The organism is Advenella sp., from assembly GCF_052108595.1.
Lineage (GTDB): Bacteria > Pseudomonadota > Gammaproteobacteria > Burkholderiales > Burkholderiaceae_B > Advenella.
Map to the genome: position 1 here is coordinate 20107 of NZ_JBQEAU010000023.1, position 20655 is coordinate 40761.

The following is a 20655-nucleotide window of genomic DNA, read 5'->3' on the forward strand; positions in this document are numbered from 1 at the left end:
GCTAATGACATGCATTGTCTCGCCGCGCCACGTAAACACCAGCATATGAAGACGACCGTTTATCATTCCTAGCACCTGCCACCGTTCCTCTCCATAATCCCGACGTCGGTCGGGCAATGCTATGGCCGTACCAAAATCCATATCCCGTACCGCCGCGAAAGAAATACCTCGCATGACGATATTGCGCCTATTTTTCACAGGATCACAGCTGATATCCACTATTTATAGTATATACAATAAATAAAGAAGTCAATTATTCTATTTGTTCTACTTCCTTATTTATTGCTCAATGAGTCAGATACATCATATGTGGAAAAGACTGACTAATGGACTGCTTATTATTGTGGCCGGTAATCAATCAGTTTGACCAATTCGCGAAGTTTACTGATTTCAGTCGTCCAGTAAGCGTCACTTTCTTGCGCACTCATGGGTTGGGCGACAAGCCGGCCTTCGTGCTGCAGTTTTTGCCGGACCTCCGGATCTTGCAGTGCAGTACCAATCGCTTTACGAAGCGCATTTTTTTCATGTGCAGGCGTGCCGGTCTTGACGAAATATCCACCGCTAATCCGGTAGTCCACGTTTTTAACCAACTTGCTTTCTTTGATCAACGGAATGCTCTTGAGCGCGTCCGGCACTTCGTTGCTTAGTGCGGATACGATTTTGAAGCGCCCCTGGGCTTGCTGATGCACCATGGAAACCGTAAACGGCAGGATCGCCAAATCGACCTGTCCTCCCGCAACATCGGTCAAGGCCGGCCCGCCACCTTGATACGGAACATGCTGTAGGTTCAAATCAAGCTCTTTTCTCAAACGTTCGCCAATCATATGATAAAGAGACCCGATCCCGACCGTAGCATACGTCACAGGTGCACGACCTTTTTGTTGCGCTAGTCGTACTACATCATCCAGATTGTCCACATCCAACCCGCGTCGAGCCAGGACAACCAACGTGGCGGTCGTAATGGGCTGAACCAATTCAAAATCCTCCGATTTGAATTTGACCGATTTATTGACCAGCGGTGGCAGAATCAATTCATTCGGGGAACCATGAAAAATCTGGTAGCCGTCGTCGGGCAACTTCAACAATCGATTCGCTGCAATGACCCCTGTGGCGCCCCCGATATTTTCTACAATCACTGTCTGTCCAATGGCTTTTCCTATCACATCGCTGAAAATGCGTGCTGAATAATCACTGGCCCCACCCGCAGGATAGGGCACGATCAAGGAAATGGGCTTCCGGGATGGATATGCTTCATCTGCTCTCACAATGCTGCTGTAAGCAAGGGCCAACAAGGTGAGCACGGTGAACGCGACATACCGAAGAGCAAGAAAGGCAGCGAGAACGCGCCGGGTTGAGTTTTTCATGAAAGCTCCAGACTGCATATTGTTGAAATTGATGTCAGATTTGAACGTATGGATCAGCCAAGAATATCCTCGCGGTCAGTGGATAATCAATGACATGAGCCCAATAGAAATCATGCAGAAACAACAACAATAGAAATGACTACTAAACCCCGCCTGGCTGTGCCTGTTCCATATGGCCTACCATGTGATCGAGCAACGACTGCTCGGCCGCAGAAAGATGCTTTCCGGCACGCGTTACAATTCCGATGTTGCAACGGTTGAAAAGGGGATTGGCCATTGGGAGCGCAACAACGTCCGTCATGTTGTAAACCGCTGCGAACACACCTGAACTAAGGGTATACCCCAGATTGGCGTTGGCGAAATGCCAAAGCGCCCGATAGGAAGAGGTGGTAAGCACATTCCTTAGCGCCACTTGCTCGCTTAATTCTGCTGCTTTGATATATTGGCTCAAGCCAAAATGTTCATGCAGTGTGGCGCCAGCGTACGGAACGAGATCTACCAAATTCAAAGGGTGCCGGATGCGTGCGAGAGGATGGTGCTTATGGACAATTGCCTGAATGGGATTGGTTGGCCGACTCCCATGAACACGAAATCGAACATCATTGAACGGCGTATACAGCAAAGCAATATCAATTTTCTCTTCCAGTAAATCAGCAGAATTTTGAGCAACGCTGCCTACGGTAAGATTCAGCGTGATATTGGTATGCTCGCGCATATAGTTGGTTATAACTGGATGAAAATACATATCCAGCATTCCTTCGCCAACCCCGATATTTATATGCCCCCGTTGTGCACTGTGGATCTGATTCAGTTCAGAGTAAAAACCATCCAACAATGCCATTTGCTGCCGCGCGTAGGAAGCCAGCAACTTGCCTGTTTCCGTCGGCTCGATTCCCCGCCCCTTGCGCTGCAACAGACGCAACCCGCTTTCGTCTTCCAATAGCGCGATCGAACGGCTCACCGACGACGGATCAACACCGAGCACATCTGCAGCGGCCCGCACCGAGCCCGAAACAACTACCTGCTGGAAATATTGCAAACGCTGTGCATTGAACATTTTTTTCATCGTTTTATTCTCAATGTCAGGCCGTACACGGTCTGCTGTGTTGTAAATAGGCGGTTAGCGTATTGCCGACCGTCTGTTGCGTTTTTCTCTACGATTCTATTCGATCACTGTCATTGTTGTAAATCGCCTGGTCATGGAACAATCCGCTTGTTATGCCACCAAAATTAATCTGACGAGCTGAAACATGACTATTTCAAATCTGATATCTCCTCAATTGCAGCACCAAATGACGCTATGGCGTCGCGATATTCACGCCCACCCCGAAACGGCATTCGAAGAAGTCCGCACTTCGAACCTGGTGGCAGAAGCACTCACCAATATGGGTATAGAAGTGCATCGCGGTCTTGGCGGGACAGGTGTTGTCGGCACGCTGGCCAACGGCACCGGGCCCACTATCGGATTGCGGGCGGATATGGACGCACTTCATATGGAGGAAAAAGGCGATATTGCCCATGCTTCCCGGCATTCCGGAAAAATGCATGGATGCGGCCATGATGGTCATACAGCCATGTTGCTCGGCGCCGCACACTATCTAAGTGAGAACCGGGACTTCAACGGAACTGTACAATTTATTTTCCAGCCCGCCGAAGAAAATGAGGGCGGGGCCAGACAAATGGTGGAGCAGGGCCTGTTCGATCTATTTCCTTGCGATTCGATTTACGGTATGCACAACGTACCGCAAATGGCCTTGGGTAAATTCGGCATTCGCTCCGGCCCGATGTTTTCGGCTTCTGACTTCTTTGAGATCCGGATTACGGGAAAAGGCGCGCATGCGGCTCATCCCCAGGCAGCAATTGACTCGATCGTCGCCGCTTCCAGTCTTGTTTGCGCCCTGCAAAGTATCGTCAGTCGCAACGTGAATCCACAGGATGCGTTGATATTGAGCGTCACCCAAATCAGCGCCGGCGACACATGGAATGTGCTGCCCGACGATGCACTGATCCGCGGAACCTGCCGGTCTTTTACCGTGCAAACACGCGCCCTGGCACGCAAGAGGATAGAAGAAGTCTGCGCCGGCATGGCGAAAAGCTACGGAACGCAGATCGACCTGAAGTATATCGAAGGCTACCCTCCCGTTATCAATGCAGAAGTACCCACACAAGCGGCCATCACAGCAGCACGGACACTGGTCGGCGACGCAGCAGTCAACACTGACCTGCCGGCACGAACGGGTTCAGAAGATTTCAGCTACATGCAACAGGTGTGTGACGGCGCTTATATTATGCTGGGGTCGGCAAAGGGAGAAAATGACCCTCCTGTCCATAATCCATATTACGATTTCAACGACGACGCGTTGCAATATGGCGCCGGCTATTGGGTTACCTTGACGAAACAACTGCTGAAATAAATGGCGCGCGCTCTTGTCATTTCTGCAAGCATGTTTACGTTTGCGAGCAAACTGGTGAGTGCGACGTCGCTGCGCAAAAAACACAACGCAATTGGTTACCCTTATATCCTCATCCACCCCGCATGGCTGCCAGCGCATGCATGGACGATTGCATCGCCGGATACAAGCCTTCGTATACGGCAAAAAGCCGCTGGTACGTCTGGTGCGCTCGCTCGTTCGGGGTGGCGCGACACACTACATGGGTCCAGCCCTGCTCCACTTCGGCGTCACTGACCAGGCCAAGTCCGACGGCGCCCAGCAGCGCCGCCCCCATCGCTGCTTCAACGGCCTCTTCAATGGTGTACACCGGATATCCGGTAACATCGGCAATAATCTGCATCCATAGATCTGAGTTGACGGCGCCGCCGACCACCACCAGACGCTGGTCAAGGTTTTGCCGGCGGTCCCCGACGGCCCGCATGTTGTGCCACAAGGCAAACGCGATACCCTCGATGACCGCCCGGTACAGATGAGCCCGGGTATGGGTCAGATTCAGGCCGGCAAAGGTCCCACTGGCGCGGGCATCCCATACCGGACTGCGCTCACCCATCAGGTACGGCAGGAACACCAACCCATGCGCACCGGGTGGTAGCGGCGCCGCCTGCTGCTCCAGAAGCGTATAGACCGAGATGCCCTGCTGCGTGGCCTGGGCCAGTTCGGCCTGACAAAACTGTTCCACGAACCAGGTCACGGCGCCTCCCGCCGTAGCCGCGCCACCAAAGACATAGCGCTGCGTCAGCCCCTTGTAGACGTAAGGCATACATACCAGATCGCGACCACTTTCCATTTCGGTCTGCAAATAGCCCCAGCACATGCTGGTGCCAAGCATGGCCACGTGATCTCCAGGCTTGCGTACACCGCCGGCGAATGTGGCAATGGCTGCGTCGATGCCGCCCAGCACAATGGGAATCGCGTGCGCCAGCCCAAGTTGCGCAGCCTTGTCGGCTGTCACCGTGCCGACCACATCGGTGCTCTCAAGCAACACGGGCGGCATTTTTTTCGGATCAAGCCCGACCATGCGCATGGCCTGGTCGGACCAGACATGGCGCTGCATGTCATAGACGCCGCCGATATTGCCTGCAGAACTGTGATCTACGGCCAGTTCGCCCGTCAGATAGTGGGCAATCCAGGTATTGGGAGGCAGAAACCATGCTGTTTTATCCCAGATTTGCGGTTCATTATTTTTGATCCACAACATTTTGGTGAAGCCATAGTAACTGTCCACGCCGTTGCCGGTAATCTCAAACAGGCGCTCCAGGTCTACCTGTTCTCGAATCGCATCGGTTTCTGCCGTCGCCCGCCTGTCCATCCAGATCAGGCATGGGTACAGGGGCTGGCAGTCGGCATCGACGGGAATCCCGGCGCCGCCATATAGGCTGCTGATACACAGGCCGGCGATCTGTTCCTGCTGAATGCCTTTTTGCAGCGCATGCGCCACGCATTCGCGCACACTGCACAGGAACGCATCCAGCCAGACCCTTGCATCCTGCTGCGCCCACAACGGCTGCGGTGTGTCCGGATGGTACGCGACACTGGCCTGGGCAAGGACACTACCGTCGGTTCCGGCGATAAGCGCCTTGGTGCTCTGCGTGCCAATGTCTACGCCAATAATATATTTGTCCATGGTCCTGTCTTTCTTGTATAAGCCATCTTGTATAAGCCAATATGTTGTATCGTTCAAAGGCATGCCGCAAGCAGCTGAAAATACTGGTTGTTATAAAATTAACATTATTGTTAGAATATTAACAATATCGTCATGCAATTATGCCTCTTTCAAGGAGGAGACACTTCGTGAGTCCCCCAAAAAATCCTGCCACCCACTCTGGTCAGTGGCAAGCGGTCGCCCGCAACCAGATTATGCCACTGGATCTGGCGCTGGTTGAAGCACAACGCGCCAATCTGAGTGCCATTGAGCGACGCATCGCTTCCCTGCCTGGTCGCCGCACTGTCAAGAAGCAGGCACAGGCTGCCTGGCTGCTCAAGGCGGTCAGCTGCATCGATCTGACCACGCTCAACGGCGATGATACACCGGAGCGGGTACGCCGTTTGTGCGCCAAGGCTGCCCAGCCCGTTCGTCAGGATCTGCTCGATGCCATGGGATTCACCCTGCCGCTGAGCACGGGCGCCGTCTGCGTATACCATCGTTATGTGAGCACCGCCGTCAGCGCCCTCGCCCACACCAGCATTCCGGTTGCCGCCGTCTCTACCGGCTTTCCGGCGGGGCTCTCGCCGCATGAACTGAAGCTGCAGGAAATTGCCGCTTCGATCGCGGCTGGCGCCAGGGAAATTGATATTGTCATTACGCGCGAGCACGTCCTCACCGGCAATTGGACCGCGTTGTATCAGGAAATGTGCGAGTACCGCCAGGCCTGCGGCGACGCGCATGTGAAGGCAATTCTAGCGACCGGGGACATCAGGACCCTGCGCAATGTGGCCAAAGCGTCCATGGTGTGCATGATGGCCGGCGCCGATTTCATTAAAACCTCCACCGGCAAGGAAGGCGTCAACGCTACCCTGCCGGTTTCGCTGGTCATGTTGCGCGCCATCCGCGCTTTCCATGAGCTTACCGGCTTTCAGGTGGGCTACAAACCGGCCGGCGGCGTGTCCACAGCCAAAGACGCCATCAACTACCTCATCCTGGTCAACGAAGAGTTGGGCCGGCGCTGGCTGGAGCCTGACCTGTTCCGCTTTGGCGCCTCAAGCCTGCTGGCCGATATCGAGCGCCAGCTCGAGCACTTCGTGACCGGCCGCTATTCGGCCACCAACCGCCACCCGATGGGTTAACGCCATGACTGTCAACGATTACTTTATGACCATGCAATACGGTACCGCTCCTGAAAGCGACAACGCCGCCCGCCAATGGCTGGCTGGCCACCAGTCGCGTTTTACCCATTTCATTGCCGGACGCTTTACCAAGGCAAACGACAATGCGACTTTCGAGACGCTGGAACCGGCCACCGGCAAGGTGCTGGCCACCCTCAGCCAGGCCGGGCAAAGCGATGTCGACGCCGCCGTCAAAGCGGCGCGCAAGGCACAGAAAGGCTGGCAGGCCATGGGCGGTCACGCTCGTGCAAGACACCTCTACAGTCTGGCCCGCATGCTCCAAAAGCACAGCCGCCTGTTTGCCGTACTCGAGTCACTGGACAACGGCAAGCCCATTCGCGAATCGCGCGATCTGGACGTGCCGCTGGCTGCGCGCCATTTTCTGTATCACGCAGGCATCGCCCAGTTACAGGAAACAGAACTGTCGCAGTGGCAGCCCTATGGCGTGGTTGGCCAGATTATCCCCTGGAATTTCCCGCTACTCATGCTGGCCTGGAAAGTGGCCCCGGCACTGGCCAGCGGTAACACCGTGGTGCTCAAACCCGCTGAATTTACTTCGCTTACCGCCCTGCTGTTTGCCGAACTGGCTGCCGACTCGCTGCCCGCAGGCGTGCTGAACATAGTAACCGGCGATGGGGCAGCAGGTGAATATCTGGTTGCCCACACCGGCGTCGATAAAGTCGCCTTTACCGGATCCACCGAAGTGGGCCGCCTGATCCGCAGCCAGACTGCTGGCTCCGGTAAGGGTTTGACGCTGGAACTGGGTGGCAAATCCCCCTTTATTATTTTTGATGATGCCGATATCGACAGCGCCATTGAAGGCATTGTCGATGCCATCTGGTTCAACCAGGGGCAGGTGTGCTGCGCAGGCTCTCGCCTGCTGGTGCAGGAAAGTGTAGCAGAGCAGGTCTACGCCAAACTGCGCGCACGTATGAAAACGCTGCGCGTGGGGCCGTCCCTGGACAAAAACATCGACATGTCTGCCATCATCGACGAGTCGCAATTGCAACGCATCCGCAAACTGGTCACCGATGGCGTTAGCCAGGGCGGCGAACTGTGGCAGGCATCGGAAACGGCCCTGCCCGGCACAGGCGCCTATTATCCACCCACCTTGATCACCGGTGTACAGCCGGCCTCTACGCTGGCGCAGGAAGAAATATTCGGTCCGGTCCTGGTCAGCATGACCTTTCGCACCCCCCAGGAAGCGGTGGAGCTGGCCAACAACACCCGTTATGGACTGGCCGCCAGTGTCTGGAGCGAGAACATCAATCTGGCGCTGGATATCGCTCCGAAACTGCGTTGCGGCGTGGTGTGGATCAACGCCAGCAATCTGTTTGACGCCGCCGTAGGCTTCGGTGGCGTGCGCGAATCAGGCTACGGTCGAGAAGGCGGACTCGAAGGCATCTACGAATACCTCAAACCGATATCCTGGGCCAAAGCATCGACACTGAAGACAGCCGGCAGCAGCGGCGTGGCGCCAGTCACCTCTGCCCGCGACAGCTTCGATTTGCCCGGCATCGACCGTACTGCCAAGCTGTATATCGGTGGCAAGCAGACACGTCCCGACGGTGGCACCAGCATCGCCATCACCTATAGCGATGGCAAAATCGCCGGCCACATCGCCCAAGGCAGTCGCAAAGACATCCGCAATGCGGTCTCGGCGGCGCGCAAAGCGGCAGGCTGGCACAATGCCACCACCTTCAACCGGTCTCAGGTACTGTACTACCTGGCGGAAAACCTGTCGTACCGGACCGATGAACTCGCGCAGCGTCTGACCAGCCTGACGGGCGTCAGCAAAAAGGAAGCCGCACGCGAATTCGAATTGGGACTGGAACGACTGTTCACCTTTGCAGCCTGGGCTGACAAATACGATGGACGCGTGCACACGCCACCCATGCGTGGTGTGGCACTCGCGGTACATGAAGCCATCGGTGTCATTGGCGTAATCTGCCCTGACGAATCGCCCTGGCTCTCCATGATTTCCCTGATTGCCGCCGGCATGGCAATGGGCAATAGTCTTGTTGTTGTGCCTGGCGCTCGCGGCGCCCTGTTGGCGACTGACTTGTATCAGGTGCTGGAAACGTCCGATGTACCTGCAGGCGTGGTCAATATTGTGACCGGCGATAGCCTGGAGCTGGCCACCGTACTGGCCGACCACGACGACGTGGACAGCGTATGGGCGTTCGGTGACGCCGAGCTGTCACAAACAGTGCAGCAGCACTCGATCGGCAACCTGAAACGCACGTTTGGCAACGACGGCAAGGCCATCGACTGGCATCAGTGGTCAAGCGCCGACATCCAGCTGTTCCTGCGCCAGGCGACACAGGTCAAGAATATCTGGATTCCCTACGGTGACTGATTATAATACCCGCCTGAACAAGGACAATTAATGCTCAAGAACATTGATCCACTGCTAAATGCCGACGTGCTGCATGCCCTGCGCTCCATGGGCCATGGCGACGAACTGATTATCAGCGACGCTCATTTCCCTTCGGACTCTATCGCCCGCCACACCAGCATCGGCAAATTGCTGCGCATTGACGCCAGCGCCGACAGCGTGGCCCGGGCGGTGCTATCGGTCATGGCGCTGGACAGTTTCGTGCCTGACCCGGCCTTGCGCATGGAAGTGGTGGACGACCCGGCACACATTCCCGAAGTTCAGCAAGATGTCCAGGCTTTGCTGGAAGATCCATTGCACCTGGCCCCGATAGAACGCCACGCCTTCTACGAACGGGCCCGTCGTGCCTACTGTGTCATTGCGACCGCCGATACCCGCAGCTACGGCTGCTTTATCTTCAAAAAAGGCGTGCTCAATCCCACCCAGACCAACCGCCATCCTGCCTGATGCTTTAGCCGAGTTTCTGTTCATATGAGCCTATCACGTCCACGTATTGTTATTGTCGGCATCTATGTTGCCGATCTGCTGTTCAAGGCAACCCGCATGCCAGTTATTGGAGAAACCCTGCTGGGCAGCCACTTTGCCATGGGCCCGGGCGGCAAGGGCTCCAACCAGGCGGTCGCAGCCGCCAGGGCCGGTGCTGAGGTGTTTTTTTACACTCGGCTGGGCAACGACGCGTTTGCCGCAAACGCCCGGCAGACATGGCAGGATGCCGGCGTGACCTCGCGCGCCACCCTGCATGATGATCTGACCACCGGCGCCGCCCATATATTCGTTGAGGACGATACCGGCCGCAATGCCATCATTGTTTACGCCGGTGCCGCAGCCCATATGGTACCGGCCGACCTGGACGCCATCGAACAGGATATTGCCGACGCCCATATTTTTGTCACGCAACTGGAGCAGCCACTGGAAGTGGCGCTGCATGGCTTGCGCCTGGCCCGCAAGCATGGCGTGACCACCATCTTTAATCCCGCACCGGCAAGGCAACTGCCCGATGAAGTTTTCCCGCTATGCGACTGGATCACGCCCAATGAAACCGAGGCCAGTCTGCTGACGGGGCTGCCGGTCGCAGATCTGGAACAGGCGCGACGCGCCGCCGACCTGTTGCTGGCAAAAGGCGTTCGTAACGTCGTGGTCACGCTGGGCGAGCAGGGATCGCTGCTGCATACCGCCAGCGACAGCACCCATATTCCCGCCATCCGGGCGGGTAAATGCATCGATACGGCCGGTGCCGGCGACGGCTTTACCGCCGGACTGGCAACCGCGCTGGCAGAAGGCAAGTCGCCCGAGGCAGCCTTGCGATTTGCCTCGGCCCTTGCCGGCATTTCCGTCACCCGCAGTGGTACCGCGGCCTCTATGCCCGATCGCGGGCAAATTGACTCCCTGCTTTCCACGGGCGCGTAAATCATGACAACCCACCTATCCCCCTTCAAAGACCGGCAACTGACATTTCTTTTGGCGATCAATATCGTCATCGTAATGGCTGGCTATTTTTTGTCTTCAGGCGGCGACTTCGTCAGCGTGTTCAATTTGCAGTCCATGGCCATGCAATTGCCGCAAATGGGCTTGCTGGCCATGGCCATGATGCTCTCCATGATTTCGGGCAATGGCGGCATCGACCTGTCGGGCATTGCGCTGGCTAACCTGGCCGGGGTGATCGGGGCACTGTTGTTGCCGCAGTGGATCGACGCCGAAGCCGCGCCCTGGCTGTTCACTTTTTCCTTTGTGGGGCTCATGCTGTGCGTCGGCCTGCTGGGCGGCATGCTCAACGGCATTATCATTGCACGCTTTAACCTGACGCCGATTCTGACCACGCTGGGCACGCAACTGGTGTTCACCGGCATTGCCACCGTGTTGTCCAATGGCTCTTCAGTCAATCTTCCCTATATTGAACCGCTATCGGCAATTGGCAATGACAACATCCTGGGCATTCCCATTGCTTTTTATCTTTTTGTAGCCCTGGCGCTTTTTCTGGGCTGGCTGCTCAAGCGCACGCCTTTCGGTCTGCGCCTGTATATGCAGGGTACCAACCCCAAAGCGGCTTTCTACGCCGGCATTTCCCGTAACACCATGCTGATCTGCACCTACACCATGTGCGGTGTGCTGGCTGCCTGCTCGGGGTTGATCTCGGCCAGTCAGGCTGCCAGCGCAAGTGCCAAGTATGGCGATTCGTATCTGCTGATCGCTATCCTGATCGCGGTCATGGGTGGCGTCAATCCTGCCGGCGGCTATGGGCGCGTAGTCTGCGTTTTTTTTGCGGCCATGGCGCTGCAACTGTTATCGAGCATGTTCAATCTGATCGGCGTATCCGAGTTTGCTGGCAACTGCATCTGGGGCCTGTTGCTATTGTTCTTCCTGGCCTATTCCAGACAGGAATTGAAGCTGAAGATTAAACGGCGTCAGGCCCTGAAGGCCTGAAGCACTATTGAAACGATTGATCTGCGCCGCCCCATCCGGTTCCGATCACTGTCCGTCGATGGGATTTTGGAGACACGTATGAAACTAAAGACACTGCCAATGTGCCTGCTGGCTTGCGCAATCAGCACCGGTTTTGCTGCGGGCGCGCAGGCCGAAGAGAAAAAATCCATCGTAACGGTGGTCAAGGTCACGGGTATCAACTGGTTTACCCGCATGGAAGAAGGCGTCAAGGAATTTGCCAAGGCCAATCCCGACATCAATGCCTCGCAAACCGGTCCGGGTCGTGCCGATGCAGCCCAGCAACTGAAAATCATTCAGGATCTGGTGGCCAAGAACGTGAGCGCACTGGCTATCGTGCCATTTGACCCGCCTACCCTGGAACCGATTCTGGCCCGCGCCAAAAGCCGTGGTATCAAAATCGTGACCCATGAAGCGGACAATCTAAAAAATACCGATTACGACCTGGAAGCGTTCAAGAACAATGAATATGGTGCCGACCTGAATGAGCGCCTGGCCAAATGCATGGCGAACAAGGGCGAATGGGCCGTGCTGGTGGGTTCACTGGGTAGCCGCTCGCAAGTACAGTGGGCACAGGGCGGTATCGACAACGCCAAAGCGAAGTACCCGGACCTGAAACTGGTCACGACCATGCAGGAAACCAATAACGACGGCGAGAAAGCCTATCAGGTGGCCCAGCAGTTGCTGCGCAAGTACCCGAATCTGGCCGGCTTCCAGGGCTCCTCGTCTCTGGACGTGATCGGTATTGGCCGGGCCGTGGAAGAAGCCGGCAAAGCAGGTAAAATATGCGTATTCGGTACTGGCCTGCCCGGCGAGGCCGGTCCTTACATGGAAAAAGACGCCATTACCGGCATTGCATTCTGGGATCCGAAAGATGCCGGACTGGCCATGAACAATGTCGCCAAAATGCTGCTCGAAGGCAAAACCATCGAAAACGGTACCGACCTGGGTGTGCCCGGCTACGAAAAGGTTACTGTCGAAAAAGGCCCTGGCAAAGGCATGATTATTCGTGGCGCCGGCTGGGTTCGCGTAGACAAGAGCAACTACAAGCAATACAACTTCTGATCGATCGCCTCGACAACCACCGGGCCGCGCGCTTGCGGCCCGCCATGGGATACCCGCCCGTACGATTATGACAACAACGACTAGCCCAACGCACAGCAACGCGCCAGTGCCGCCCACGCCAGGCGGCAATGCCTTCCTGTCACTTCGCCAGATCCATAAGCGCTTTACCGGCGTACATGCGCTGCGTGGCGTCAGCCTGGATATTCATCCTGGCCAGATCTATCATTTGCTGGGGGAAAACGGCTGCGGCAAAAGCACGCTGATAAAAATCATTTCCGGTGCCCAGCCGCCGGACGACGGCGATCTGATTCTGGACGGAGAACGCTTCGAGCAATTTTCCGCCTTAAGCGCCCTGGGCGCCGGCATTGAAACGGTATACCAGGACCTGTCCCTGATTCCCAATCTGAGTGTCATGGACAATATCTCCCTGACCGTGGAACTGGCTGAGCATCAGGGTCGACTGGCGCGGGTGATCAGTCACCAGGTGCTGCACGATCGCGCGGTGGGCGCATTGCGCCAACTGCAATTGCCGGACGACCGCTATTTTCTTCAGACAAAAATCGAAGATCTGCCGCTGGCCACCCGTCAACTGGTTGCCATCGCGCGCGCAGCGGCCAGCAATGCGCGTTTCATCATCATGGACGAACCCACCACCTCGCTGACCCAGAAGGAGGTGGATAACCTGATCCGCATCGTCAAGGACCTGTGCGCGCGTGGCGTCGCGGTGCTGTTTGTGAGTCACAAACTGGACGAATGCTATGCCATTGGCGGCAATGTGATCGTGATGCGTGACGGGCAGGTTATCACCCAGGGTGAAATCAATAATTTCACCAAACACCAGATCAGCGAACTGATGACCGGCCGGGTACTGAGCGATCAGCGCTATCGCCGCAATGCCCCGCAAGCCGAGATCATGCTGGGCGTGCACAATATTGGTCGCGACCAGGGTTTTGACAACGTGTCCTTTGACCTGCACAAGGGTGAAATTATCGGTATCACCGGCCTGCTCGATTCAGGCAGGAATGAACTGGCGCGCGCCCTTGCCGGGGTAGCACCGCTGCAGCGCGGCGGCCTGACGCTTAACGGCAAACCGATAGCGGTGAACACACCGGCCCAGGCCGCTGCCCAGCGTATTGCCTATGTCCCGGAAGACCGTCTGGTCGAAGGCCTGTTTCTGACCCGATCGATCAGCGACAACACCATTACTGCCGTGCTACCACAGATGTGCGACGCGCTGGGACAGATACAGAAAGACAAGGCTGCCCGCTTTTCGCAAGAGATGACCAGCAGGCTGAAAATTGCCACGCCCAACGTTCAGAACCCCGTGCAAAGCCTGTCCGGGGGCAACCAGCAGCGCGTACTCATCGGTCGCTGGCTGGCTATCAATCCTCTGTTGCTAATTCTGCACGGCCCGACCGTGGGCGTGGATGTCGGCTCCAAAGACACGATTTACCAGATCATTCAATCCCTGACAGATCAGGGCATGAGCATCATTATTATCAGTGACGATCTTCCCGAACTGCTGGCCAACTGTGACCGTATTCTGCTGATGAAAAAAGGCCGGATCAACGATGAGTTCCGGGCCGAAGGCCTGCAAGAAAAAACGCTTTATCATGCCTTATTGTCCTGAACCCTTTTGACTCTACCCCGCCTACCATGACCACTATGACTTCGGCCAGCCCGGCCATACAGGACAGCACCACACCCAAGCGCCCGCCGTATCTGATCAGGCATCCCGAGTTTTTTACACTTGGCCTCATTGTCGTTCTGTTCGCGGTCGTGGCCGTTGTCAATCCCATGTTTTTCCAACTGGGTTCGCTGTTTGATGTACTGCGGGCGGCAACCAGATCGGCCATTTTCGCGCTGGGCATTCTGGTAGTGCTCGCCTCTGGCGGACTGGACGTCTCCTTCACCGCGATTGCGGCGCTGGTCATGTACGGCCTGACCAAGATCGTGCTGCTGTATTTCCCCGAAGCGCCTTTTGCGCTGATCCTGCTGGCCGGCGCCGCAGGAGGATTGGCGCTGGGACTGCTCAACGGCTGGCTGGTCAAAAAGTTGGCAGCCCCTTCCCTGGTGGTCACCATCGGCACGCAATTTCTGATCCGCGGCTTTCTGCTGGCATTTATCGGCACCGAGTTTTTCATGAACATCCCGCCCTCCATGCTGGCGGTGGGACAGGCAAATATCGTCAGTTTCCAGAACAACCAGGGGCTGCAGACTGCGCTGCCTTATACCACGCTGGCCATTCCCGTTCTGGCGCTGCTCACCTGGTGGTTATTGAACAAGACAATGATGGGACGCGCGGTCTACGCCATGGGAGGCAGCCCTGCCATTGCCGAACGTCTTGGCTATAACCTGACACGGGTCTATCTCTTTGTTTTCGGTTACGCCGGCTTGCTGGCGGGCATCGCCGGCATTATTCACGTTTCCAGCACGCGTATTGCCAACCCCTTCGATATTGTCGGCACCGAACTGGATGTGATTGCTGCCGTGATTCTCGGTGGCGCCCGCATTACCGGGGGCAGCGGAACCGTAACCGGAACACTGCTGGGCGTGCTGCTGGTCACGCTGATCAATAGCGTACTCATTACGCTGGGCATCCCAACGACCTGGCAAAAAGTAATCGTCGGCGCGTTTATCCTGGTGGCCGGCTTGCTGTTTTCGCTACGCAGCAGGCAATAGCCGCCTGAACAGAAAGAGTAAGGTCTCAGAGGACTGTCGCGCAGTCCTCGTAACATGAACGATGTCCAGCCGGCTGAATAGACCTGCCAAAGCAGGGCTGCGATGTCAGCCCTGTTCCGTGAGTATGGCGTCAAACTCGTTCAGATCTGCAAAGCGGATATGTCGGCGCACGCCCAGCTTGCTGGAATCGACCACCAGATAACGGCGTTTTGCGCGTTGCATGGCGCGGCGCTTGATGTCTTTTTCATGCAGATTCCAGCAACTGACGCCGGCATGATCGTCAACGCCCCCGGCCGACATAAAGACCGTATCAAAACTGAGCTGATCCAGTGCATTAAGCGCCTCCTGGCCGGAAAAAGAATCGGAAGACGGCATGTAGGTGCCGCCCAGCACAATCAGGCGCAGCGCCAGCTTGTCTTTGAGGATTTCCGCCGTATTCAATGAATAACAGACCACAGTCAGGGCCTGGCTCTCAGGAATCAGCCGGGCCAGATGCAGCAGCGTTGTTCCGCAGTCGATAAAAATCACATCATGCGGTTTGATCAGCGCCAGGGCTTTTTGCGATGCCCGTTTTTTTGCCTGGGCAAAATGATCTTTTTCCTGTGCTACCGAATACTGAGCTGCGTTCTGCAGCGAATGCGCCGAGACGATATGACCACCCAGATAAGACAGATTACCCTTGTGGCGCGCCAGATCCCGTCGCACCGTCATTTCCGAGACGCCCAGCAAGGCGGCGGCGTCCCGCAGTCGCAATGATCCCGACTGCTGCAGTGCCTGCTCCAGCTTGTGTAAACGCTCTGCTGGCGTCATTGCCTGTTCCTGCCCTTAAATTGAAATATTATAGACTGAGGTGCCGTCAGGCGGTGCAACCTGCGGTTTTGAACATGATCAGATGCGATAGTCAGAAAGACCGACGGCGTCCACTGCAGCCCTAACGCAATAGCGCCCTGAACAGATCAGATTCAGGTGCCGGCGGCGTCTCTTCCAGACTCAGGCTGGACTCGATCCGGTTCAAATGCGCCAGCATGCAGTCGACTGCCTCCTGCACTTTTCCCTGTCGGCATATGGCAAGAAAAGCGGCATGCTCATCCGAGGAGCATGAGGACTCGTTGGATGACTGAAAGCGCATGGCGATCAGCGAGCTGCGGGCCACCAGTTCACGAACAAATCGGGCAAGCACTTTATTGCCGCTCAGATCGGCCAGCTTGATATGGAAATCGCCCAGCGTCTCTTCCCGGATGTTTTCCGGTACCGATTTACCCAATGCGGCGCGTTCATGATGAATTTGCGCTTCCAGCTGCGCGAACTCACGCTCGGTGGCCGAGGCGACGAACAGCCTGACGATTTCGCTTTCCAGTAGTCGCCTGGCAGCAAAAACTTCATGCGCCTCACGAATGCTGGGGCGACTGACGAAGGTGCCCTTGTCCGGGACGGTCTCAACAAGATTGTCACGTGCCAGAATCAGCAGCGCCGCGCGTATCTTGGTGCGGCTGACGCCGTACATGCGACCGAGTGCCTCTTCACGCAGCCAGATCCCCGGGGGAAGCTGCCTGGCCAGGATAGCATGGGCGATATCCTGGGCGATCTCATCGGGCCCGCGCTTGGACACACCCGTTTGCGCTACACCTTGCTCGGAGGGGGCTGCCTGCTTGTTTTTATTTTCGGTGAGGGACATGGTCGCACAAGGCTGTTGGTTCGGGAAGGTTGCGCAACCATTATAACAAGAACCCGTCTATCTGTTAGCCGACGCCGGTGCGCCTGGCATGTCCGTTGCGGTTGTCGTTTCCGGCTGCGCCGCGGCATCGTTGATGCAAAAACGTCTTGCCACAGGCCAGTATTTCATTAGTAAATAGTAGGAAAGACCGGCGGGAATCAGGCTGGCATACCAGGCAACGGTAGAAAAATAGAGTGCGACCAGCGCGCCCAGCAGCGAGGCCACAATGCCTGCCCAGTTCACCCCACGATAAGGCCCCGTCGCGTCATACAACAGCGCAAGATCAAGCCGGCGACGCCGTAGAACGTAATAGTCCACCGCCATCACCGCAAACAGGGGCCCCAGAAAGGCAGAATAGGTCTGCACGAATATTTGCAGGCCCCGTGCCGAGTCGTCGCGCACCAGCACCCACGGAAAAGTGGCAAAGGCAAGCAGCCCGACCAGCACAGCCGATTTGCGAAAACTCAGCTTGCAGATGTCCATCAGCACATAAGCCGGCGGCACAACGTTATTGAGTACATTGGTCGTAACCTGTGCAAAAGCGATGAACAGCAACGTGATCACCAGCAGGGGCTTGTTGTCGACAGCACTGGAAAAAACCTTGATCGGGTCGGCAATGCCCGTGGCGCCGGACACCATCAGGCCGATCAACCCCATGAAAAGCGTGGCCGGCAGGATGGACATGGAGTATATGGTCGTAAGCAGCCCGCTTCGCACATTTCTATCCAACTCACGAGAGTAGTCGCTGACATTGAGGATCATGGTGCTGTATATCCCCAGAAAAAGCATGGTTGCACCCCAGAAAGGCAGCCCCCACGATCCTTCCAGGTACAGGATGCTATCGTCGATTTGCGAACCAAATTTCATGATCACCGAATAGAACATATACACCAGCGCACCCAGGATGAAAAGACTGCCGATGTTCTCGAGCCATTTGATGCCCTGAAATCCATACACGGACAAGGTAATCTGCAGCAACTGAAAGCCAATGAAAAACACCACCAGATTGTCGTATCCAAAGAGCGTTGCCGAAGCAACATTGAGCGCCCCTGCCCCGATCCAGCTTTGGAAACCGAACCAGACCACGGCCGGGATTGCCCTCACCATCCCAGGAAACCGGGTGCCGGTAAAACCAAAAGCGCTGCGGGCCTGCACCATGAATGGGATACCATATTTGTGCCCGGCAGCGCCGTTGATCGCCAGCGCCACGCCAATCACGAAACAGCCAATCGTGATGGCCAGTGCGCTTTGCAGCAGATTGAGCTGCCCCACCACGCTGGAACCCATGGCAAACGTGCCGATGGAAACGCAACCGCCCAGCCAGGCCAGCAAATATGACCAACGATCCATGATCCGGACCTGCTGGGGCTCAAGACTCTCATCACCCGCCTTTTTACTACTCTGTGATTCGCTTTTCATGATATGAACGACTCCTTGCGCTGGTCTATCCGACGAGGATAGCGATGGGCTTGCCGGGGCAAACTCAAGTGGGATCGGGCACGCCCAGGTGGGCGTACTGACCGGTAAACGGTTTTGGCCGTGGGAAATCCAGATCGCCGAACTTGCTGGTTTGCAGCCCCAGGCCGACCAGCGCCTCGGCCAGCTTGACCGCAGCGGTCACGCCCTCAACGACAGGCAGGCCGACCTCCCTGCTGATGTGCTCGCGCATATCGGCCATCCCGCCGCAACCGAGCACAATCGCGCCGATACTGTCCTGGGCCTTGGCCTGCAGGCACTCTTCAATAATGCGCTGTACGGCAGCATCGGCATTTTTCTCAAGCTCCAGGACAGGAACTTCGGCGGCACGCACGCGTCGGCAATGCTGGGCAAAACCATAACTTTGCAACAGGTGTTCGGCAATAATGCAGGTGCGCCCCAGGGTCGTGACGATGGAAAACCGGGTGCTGATCAGGCTGGCCATGTGAAAAGCGGCCTCTGCTATGCCAATGACCGGGGCACGGGTCAGCTCGCGTGCGGCAAGCAGGCCGGGATCACCAAAACAAGCAATGACATAGGCATCGACCCCATTTTTCTCGCCTTTGAGTACCTCATGCGCCACGCCCACCGCACTGACCGCCTCTTCAAAATGCCCTTCGATGGAGACCGGCCCGCTGTCCGGATTGCTGGCCGTAATGGTTGTGCCACTGGCCGCAATCCGTCTGGCTGCGTCACCGATGGTCGCCGTCATGCCTGGCGTAGTATTGGGATTGATAAGCTGAATGTGCATGATGTCCTGTGAATGCAGTGCGTTATGTACATGAATATTGATAACGATAATTGAATACGAATATTGCATACAATTATTATGCATAACCGAATTGCATGAAAACTGGTATTTACCCGGGCGTCTTACCGCTGTCGGCATATGCATGTGATCGGCTCACATGCACATTGTCGATACAACACTGGCGTTAGCTTGGACGCCAGGGGACGACACTGGTATCGCGAGATTAAAAGGCATCGGATAATGAGCGCTTGGCAAAAGGTGATCGCTTTTAATCGTATACAATAATTGTTGACAATTAAGATTGCCACTTACATACTAGTAAGCAGCATGACTGCCTGACTCCCGGTACCCAGCAGATATAGGCAGTGATGTACGCCATTGATTTTCCGGAGTGACACCTATATGCAGCATCACACTTATCCCCGCGACATGATCGGCTATGGCCGCCATCAGCCACATGCCAACTGGCCTGGAAAGGCGCGCGTGGCCGTGCAGTTCGTGCTGAACTATGAGGAAGGGGGCGAAAGTTGCGTCCTGCACGGCGACGCTGGATCGGAACAATTCCTGTCGGAGATAATTGGCGCTGCGTCCTTCTCCGATCGCCATCTTTCCATGGAATCGATTTACGAATATGGTTCACGTGCCGGGGTCTGGCGCATCCTGAACGAGTTCGAGCGTCGCGGCCTGCCGCTCACGATTTTCGCCGTCGGCATGGCGCTGGAACGCAACCCCGAAGTTGCGCAGGCGTTTGTCGAGTTTGGGCACGAGATTGCCTGTCATGGCTATCGCTGGCTGCATTACCAGGATGTCGCCGAGCCAATAGAGCGGGAACACATGCAGCGCTGTGTCGAGGTCATCTCCACGCTCCTGGGACGCCACCCCGAAGGCTGGTATACCGGTCGAGACAGTCCGAACACCCGCCGTCTGGTAATGGAAGAAGGTGGTTTTCTATATGATTCTGATTACTACGGTGATGATCTTCCTTTCTGGATGCCAGTCACACTGCAGGATCAATCGCAAAAATGGCAACTGGTCGTGCCCTATACGCTGGACACCAACGACATGCGATTCGCGGCTGCGCAAGGCTTCAATAGCGGCGATCAATTTTTCACCTATCTGAAAGACGCGTTCGATGTGCTGTATGCGGAAGGAGAAACCTCGCCCAAAATGATGTCTGTCGGATTACATTGCCGAATCATCGGCAGGCCGGCACGGTTCGCCGCATTGCAGCGATTTCTTGATTACGTCCAGAAGCATGATCATGTTTGGATTCCCACCCGGGCCGCCATCGCAAAGCACTGGATCGAACATCACCCCAGTCCGGCCAGCAAATGAGACAGGAAACACTATGATGACCCGAAATTTAACCGTGGAACCCCTGTCGCACGACGCGTTTGCGCCTTTCGGCGATGTCATTCAGGCCAGCAACGCCGCGCAGCACTTTACGATCAACGACGGCAATACCGAACGCTACCATGATCTGGCCTTGC

General features: G+C 56.2%; 19 protein-coding genes. 11 read left to right on the forward strand and 8 right to left on the reverse strand.

What is annotated here, in order from left to right; genetic code table 11:
• From ACTIKR_RS06180 to ACTIKR_RS06190, 3 genes are all read right to left on the reverse strand, one after another.
• Nucleotides 1–219, reverse strand: a 219-nt coding sequence (locus tag ACTIKR_RS06180) for a BrnT family toxin (protein WP_442327364.1), incomplete at its 3' end; no start/stop codon positions are given.
• 119 nt (nt 220–338) lie between these two features.
• A complete protein-coding gene (locus ACTIKR_RS06185) occupies nt 339–1364 on the reverse strand; it encodes a Bug family tripartite tricarboxylate transporter substrate binding protein (RefSeq protein WP_442327352.1) in 1026 nt (341 codons plus the stop codon).
• Between the two features lie 142 nt (nt 1365–1506).
• Entirely contained in the window at nt 1507–2430 is a 924-nt protein-coding gene (locus tag ACTIKR_RS06190) for a LysR family transcriptional regulator (protein WP_193090663.1), read from the reverse strand.
• A gap of 184 nt (nt 2431–2614) precedes the next feature.
• Here ACTIKR_RS06190 and ACTIKR_RS06195 point away from each other — a divergent pair, with 184 nt between their 5' ends.
• Entirely contained in the window at nt 2615–3778 is a 1164-nt protein-coding gene (locus ACTIKR_RS06195) for a M20 aminoacylase family protein (protein ID WP_193090664.1), read from the forward strand.
• 109 nt (nt 3779–3887) lie between these two features.
• Here the strand turns inward: ACTIKR_RS06195 and ACTIKR_RS06200 are convergent, their stop codons facing one another.
• Entirely contained in the window at nt 3888–5441 is a 1554-nt protein-coding gene (locus ACTIKR_RS06200; RefSeq protein WP_442327353.1) for an FGGY-family carbohydrate kinase, read from the reverse strand.
• Between the two features lie 167 nt (nt 5442–5608).
• Between ACTIKR_RS06200 and deoC the strand changes: the two genes are divergently transcribed.
• The 8 genes from deoC to ACTIKR_RS06240 all read left to right on the forward strand — a co-directional run bounded on the left by deoC (nt 5609) and on the right by ACTIKR_RS06240 (nt 15224).
• On the forward strand, nt 5609–6601 hold the full coding sequence (deoC, locus tag ACTIKR_RS06205) for a deoxyribose-phosphate aldolase (protein ID WP_442327354.1): 993 nt from the start codon (nt 5609–5611) through the stop codon (nt 6599–6601).
• A gap of 4 nt (nt 6602–6605) precedes the next feature.
• On the forward strand, nt 6606–8999 hold the full coding sequence (locus ACTIKR_RS06210) for an aldehyde dehydrogenase family protein (protein WP_442327355.1): 2394 nt from the start codon (nt 6606–6608) through the stop codon (nt 8997–8999).
• Nucleotides 9000–9029: 30 nt separating this feature from the next.
• Nucleotides 9030–9485: an RbsD/FucU family protein gene (locus tag ACTIKR_RS06215; protein WP_193090668.1), complete on the forward strand. Its 456-nt coding sequence runs from the start codon at nt 9030–9032 to the stop codon at nt 9483–9485.
• 24 nt (nt 9486–9509) lie between these two features.
• Complete coding sequence (gene rbsK, locus ACTIKR_RS06220; RefSeq protein WP_442327356.1) at nt 9510–10445, forward strand: ribokinase; 936 nt, start codon at nt 9510–9512, stop codon at nt 10443–10445.
• Between the two features lie 3 nt (nt 10446–10448).
• The gene (locus tag ACTIKR_RS06225; RefSeq protein WP_193090670.1) at nt 10449–11459 is read left to right on the forward strand and encodes an ABC transporter permease; all 1011 of its coding nucleotides are present in this window, start codon (nt 10449–10451) and stop codon (nt 11457–11459) included.
• Between the two features lie 78 nt (nt 11460–11537).
• Nucleotides 11538–12542 (forward strand): autoinducer 2 ABC transporter substrate-binding protein, encoded by a 1005-nt coding sequence (locus ACTIKR_RS06230; RefSeq protein WP_193090671.1) that lies wholly within the window; start codon nt 11538–11540, stop codon nt 12540–12542.
• Nucleotides 12543–12609: 67 nt separating this feature from the next.
• Nucleotides 12610–14172: a sugar ABC transporter ATP-binding protein gene (locus tag ACTIKR_RS06235; protein WP_442327357.1), complete on the forward strand. Its 1563-nt coding sequence runs from the start codon at nt 12610–12612 to the stop codon at nt 14170–14172.
• 35 nt (nt 14173–14207) lie between these two features.
• Entirely contained in the window at nt 14208–15224 is a 1017-nt protein-coding gene (locus ACTIKR_RS06240; RefSeq protein ID WP_226817337.1) for an ABC transporter permease, read from the forward strand.
• Nucleotides 15225–15329: 105 nt separating this feature from the next.
• On the opposite strand, the gene ACTIKR_RS06245 is transcribed toward ACTIKR_RS06240, so the two are convergent.
• The 4 genes from ACTIKR_RS06245 to ACTIKR_RS06260 form a co-directional block, all read right to left on the reverse strand.
• A complete protein-coding gene (locus ACTIKR_RS06245; RefSeq protein ID WP_442327358.1) occupies nt 15330–16034 on the reverse strand; it encodes a DeoR/GlpR family DNA-binding transcription regulator in 705 nt (234 codons plus the stop codon).
• Nucleotides 16035–16155: 121 nt separating this feature from the next.
• Nucleotides 16156–16899 carry a GntR family transcriptional regulator gene (locus tag ACTIKR_RS06250; RefSeq protein WP_442327359.1) on the reverse strand — a complete coding sequence of 248 codons (744 nt, stop codon included), beginning with the start codon at nt 16897–16899 and terminating at the stop codon, nt 16156–16158.
• A gap of 57 nt (nt 16900–16956) precedes the next feature.
• The gene (locus ACTIKR_RS06255) at nt 16957–18357 is read right to left on the reverse strand and encodes an NCS1 family transporter (RefSeq protein ID WP_442327360.1); all 1401 of its coding nucleotides are present in this window, start codon (nt 18355–18357) and stop codon (nt 16957–16959) included.
• A gap of 64 nt (nt 18358–18421) precedes the next feature.
• Entirely contained in the window at nt 18422–19165 is a 744-nt protein-coding gene (locus tag ACTIKR_RS06260) for an aspartate/glutamate racemase family protein (protein WP_442327361.1), read from the reverse strand.
• A gap of 402 nt (nt 19166–19567) precedes the next feature.
• Between ACTIKR_RS06260 and puuE the strand changes: the two genes are divergently transcribed.
• Together puuE and ACTIKR_RS06270 are read left to right on the forward strand one after the other, a co-directional pair.
• Nucleotides 19568–20500, forward strand: coding sequence for an allantoinase PuuE (gene puuE / locus ACTIKR_RS06265; protein WP_442327362.1), 933 nt, complete (start codon nt 19568–19570; stop codon nt 20498–20500).
• Between the two features lie 16 nt (nt 20501–20516).
• The coding region (locus ACTIKR_RS06270; RefSeq protein ID WP_442327365.1) for an ureidoglycolate lyase at nt 20517–20655 on the forward strand (139 nt) is incomplete at its 3' end.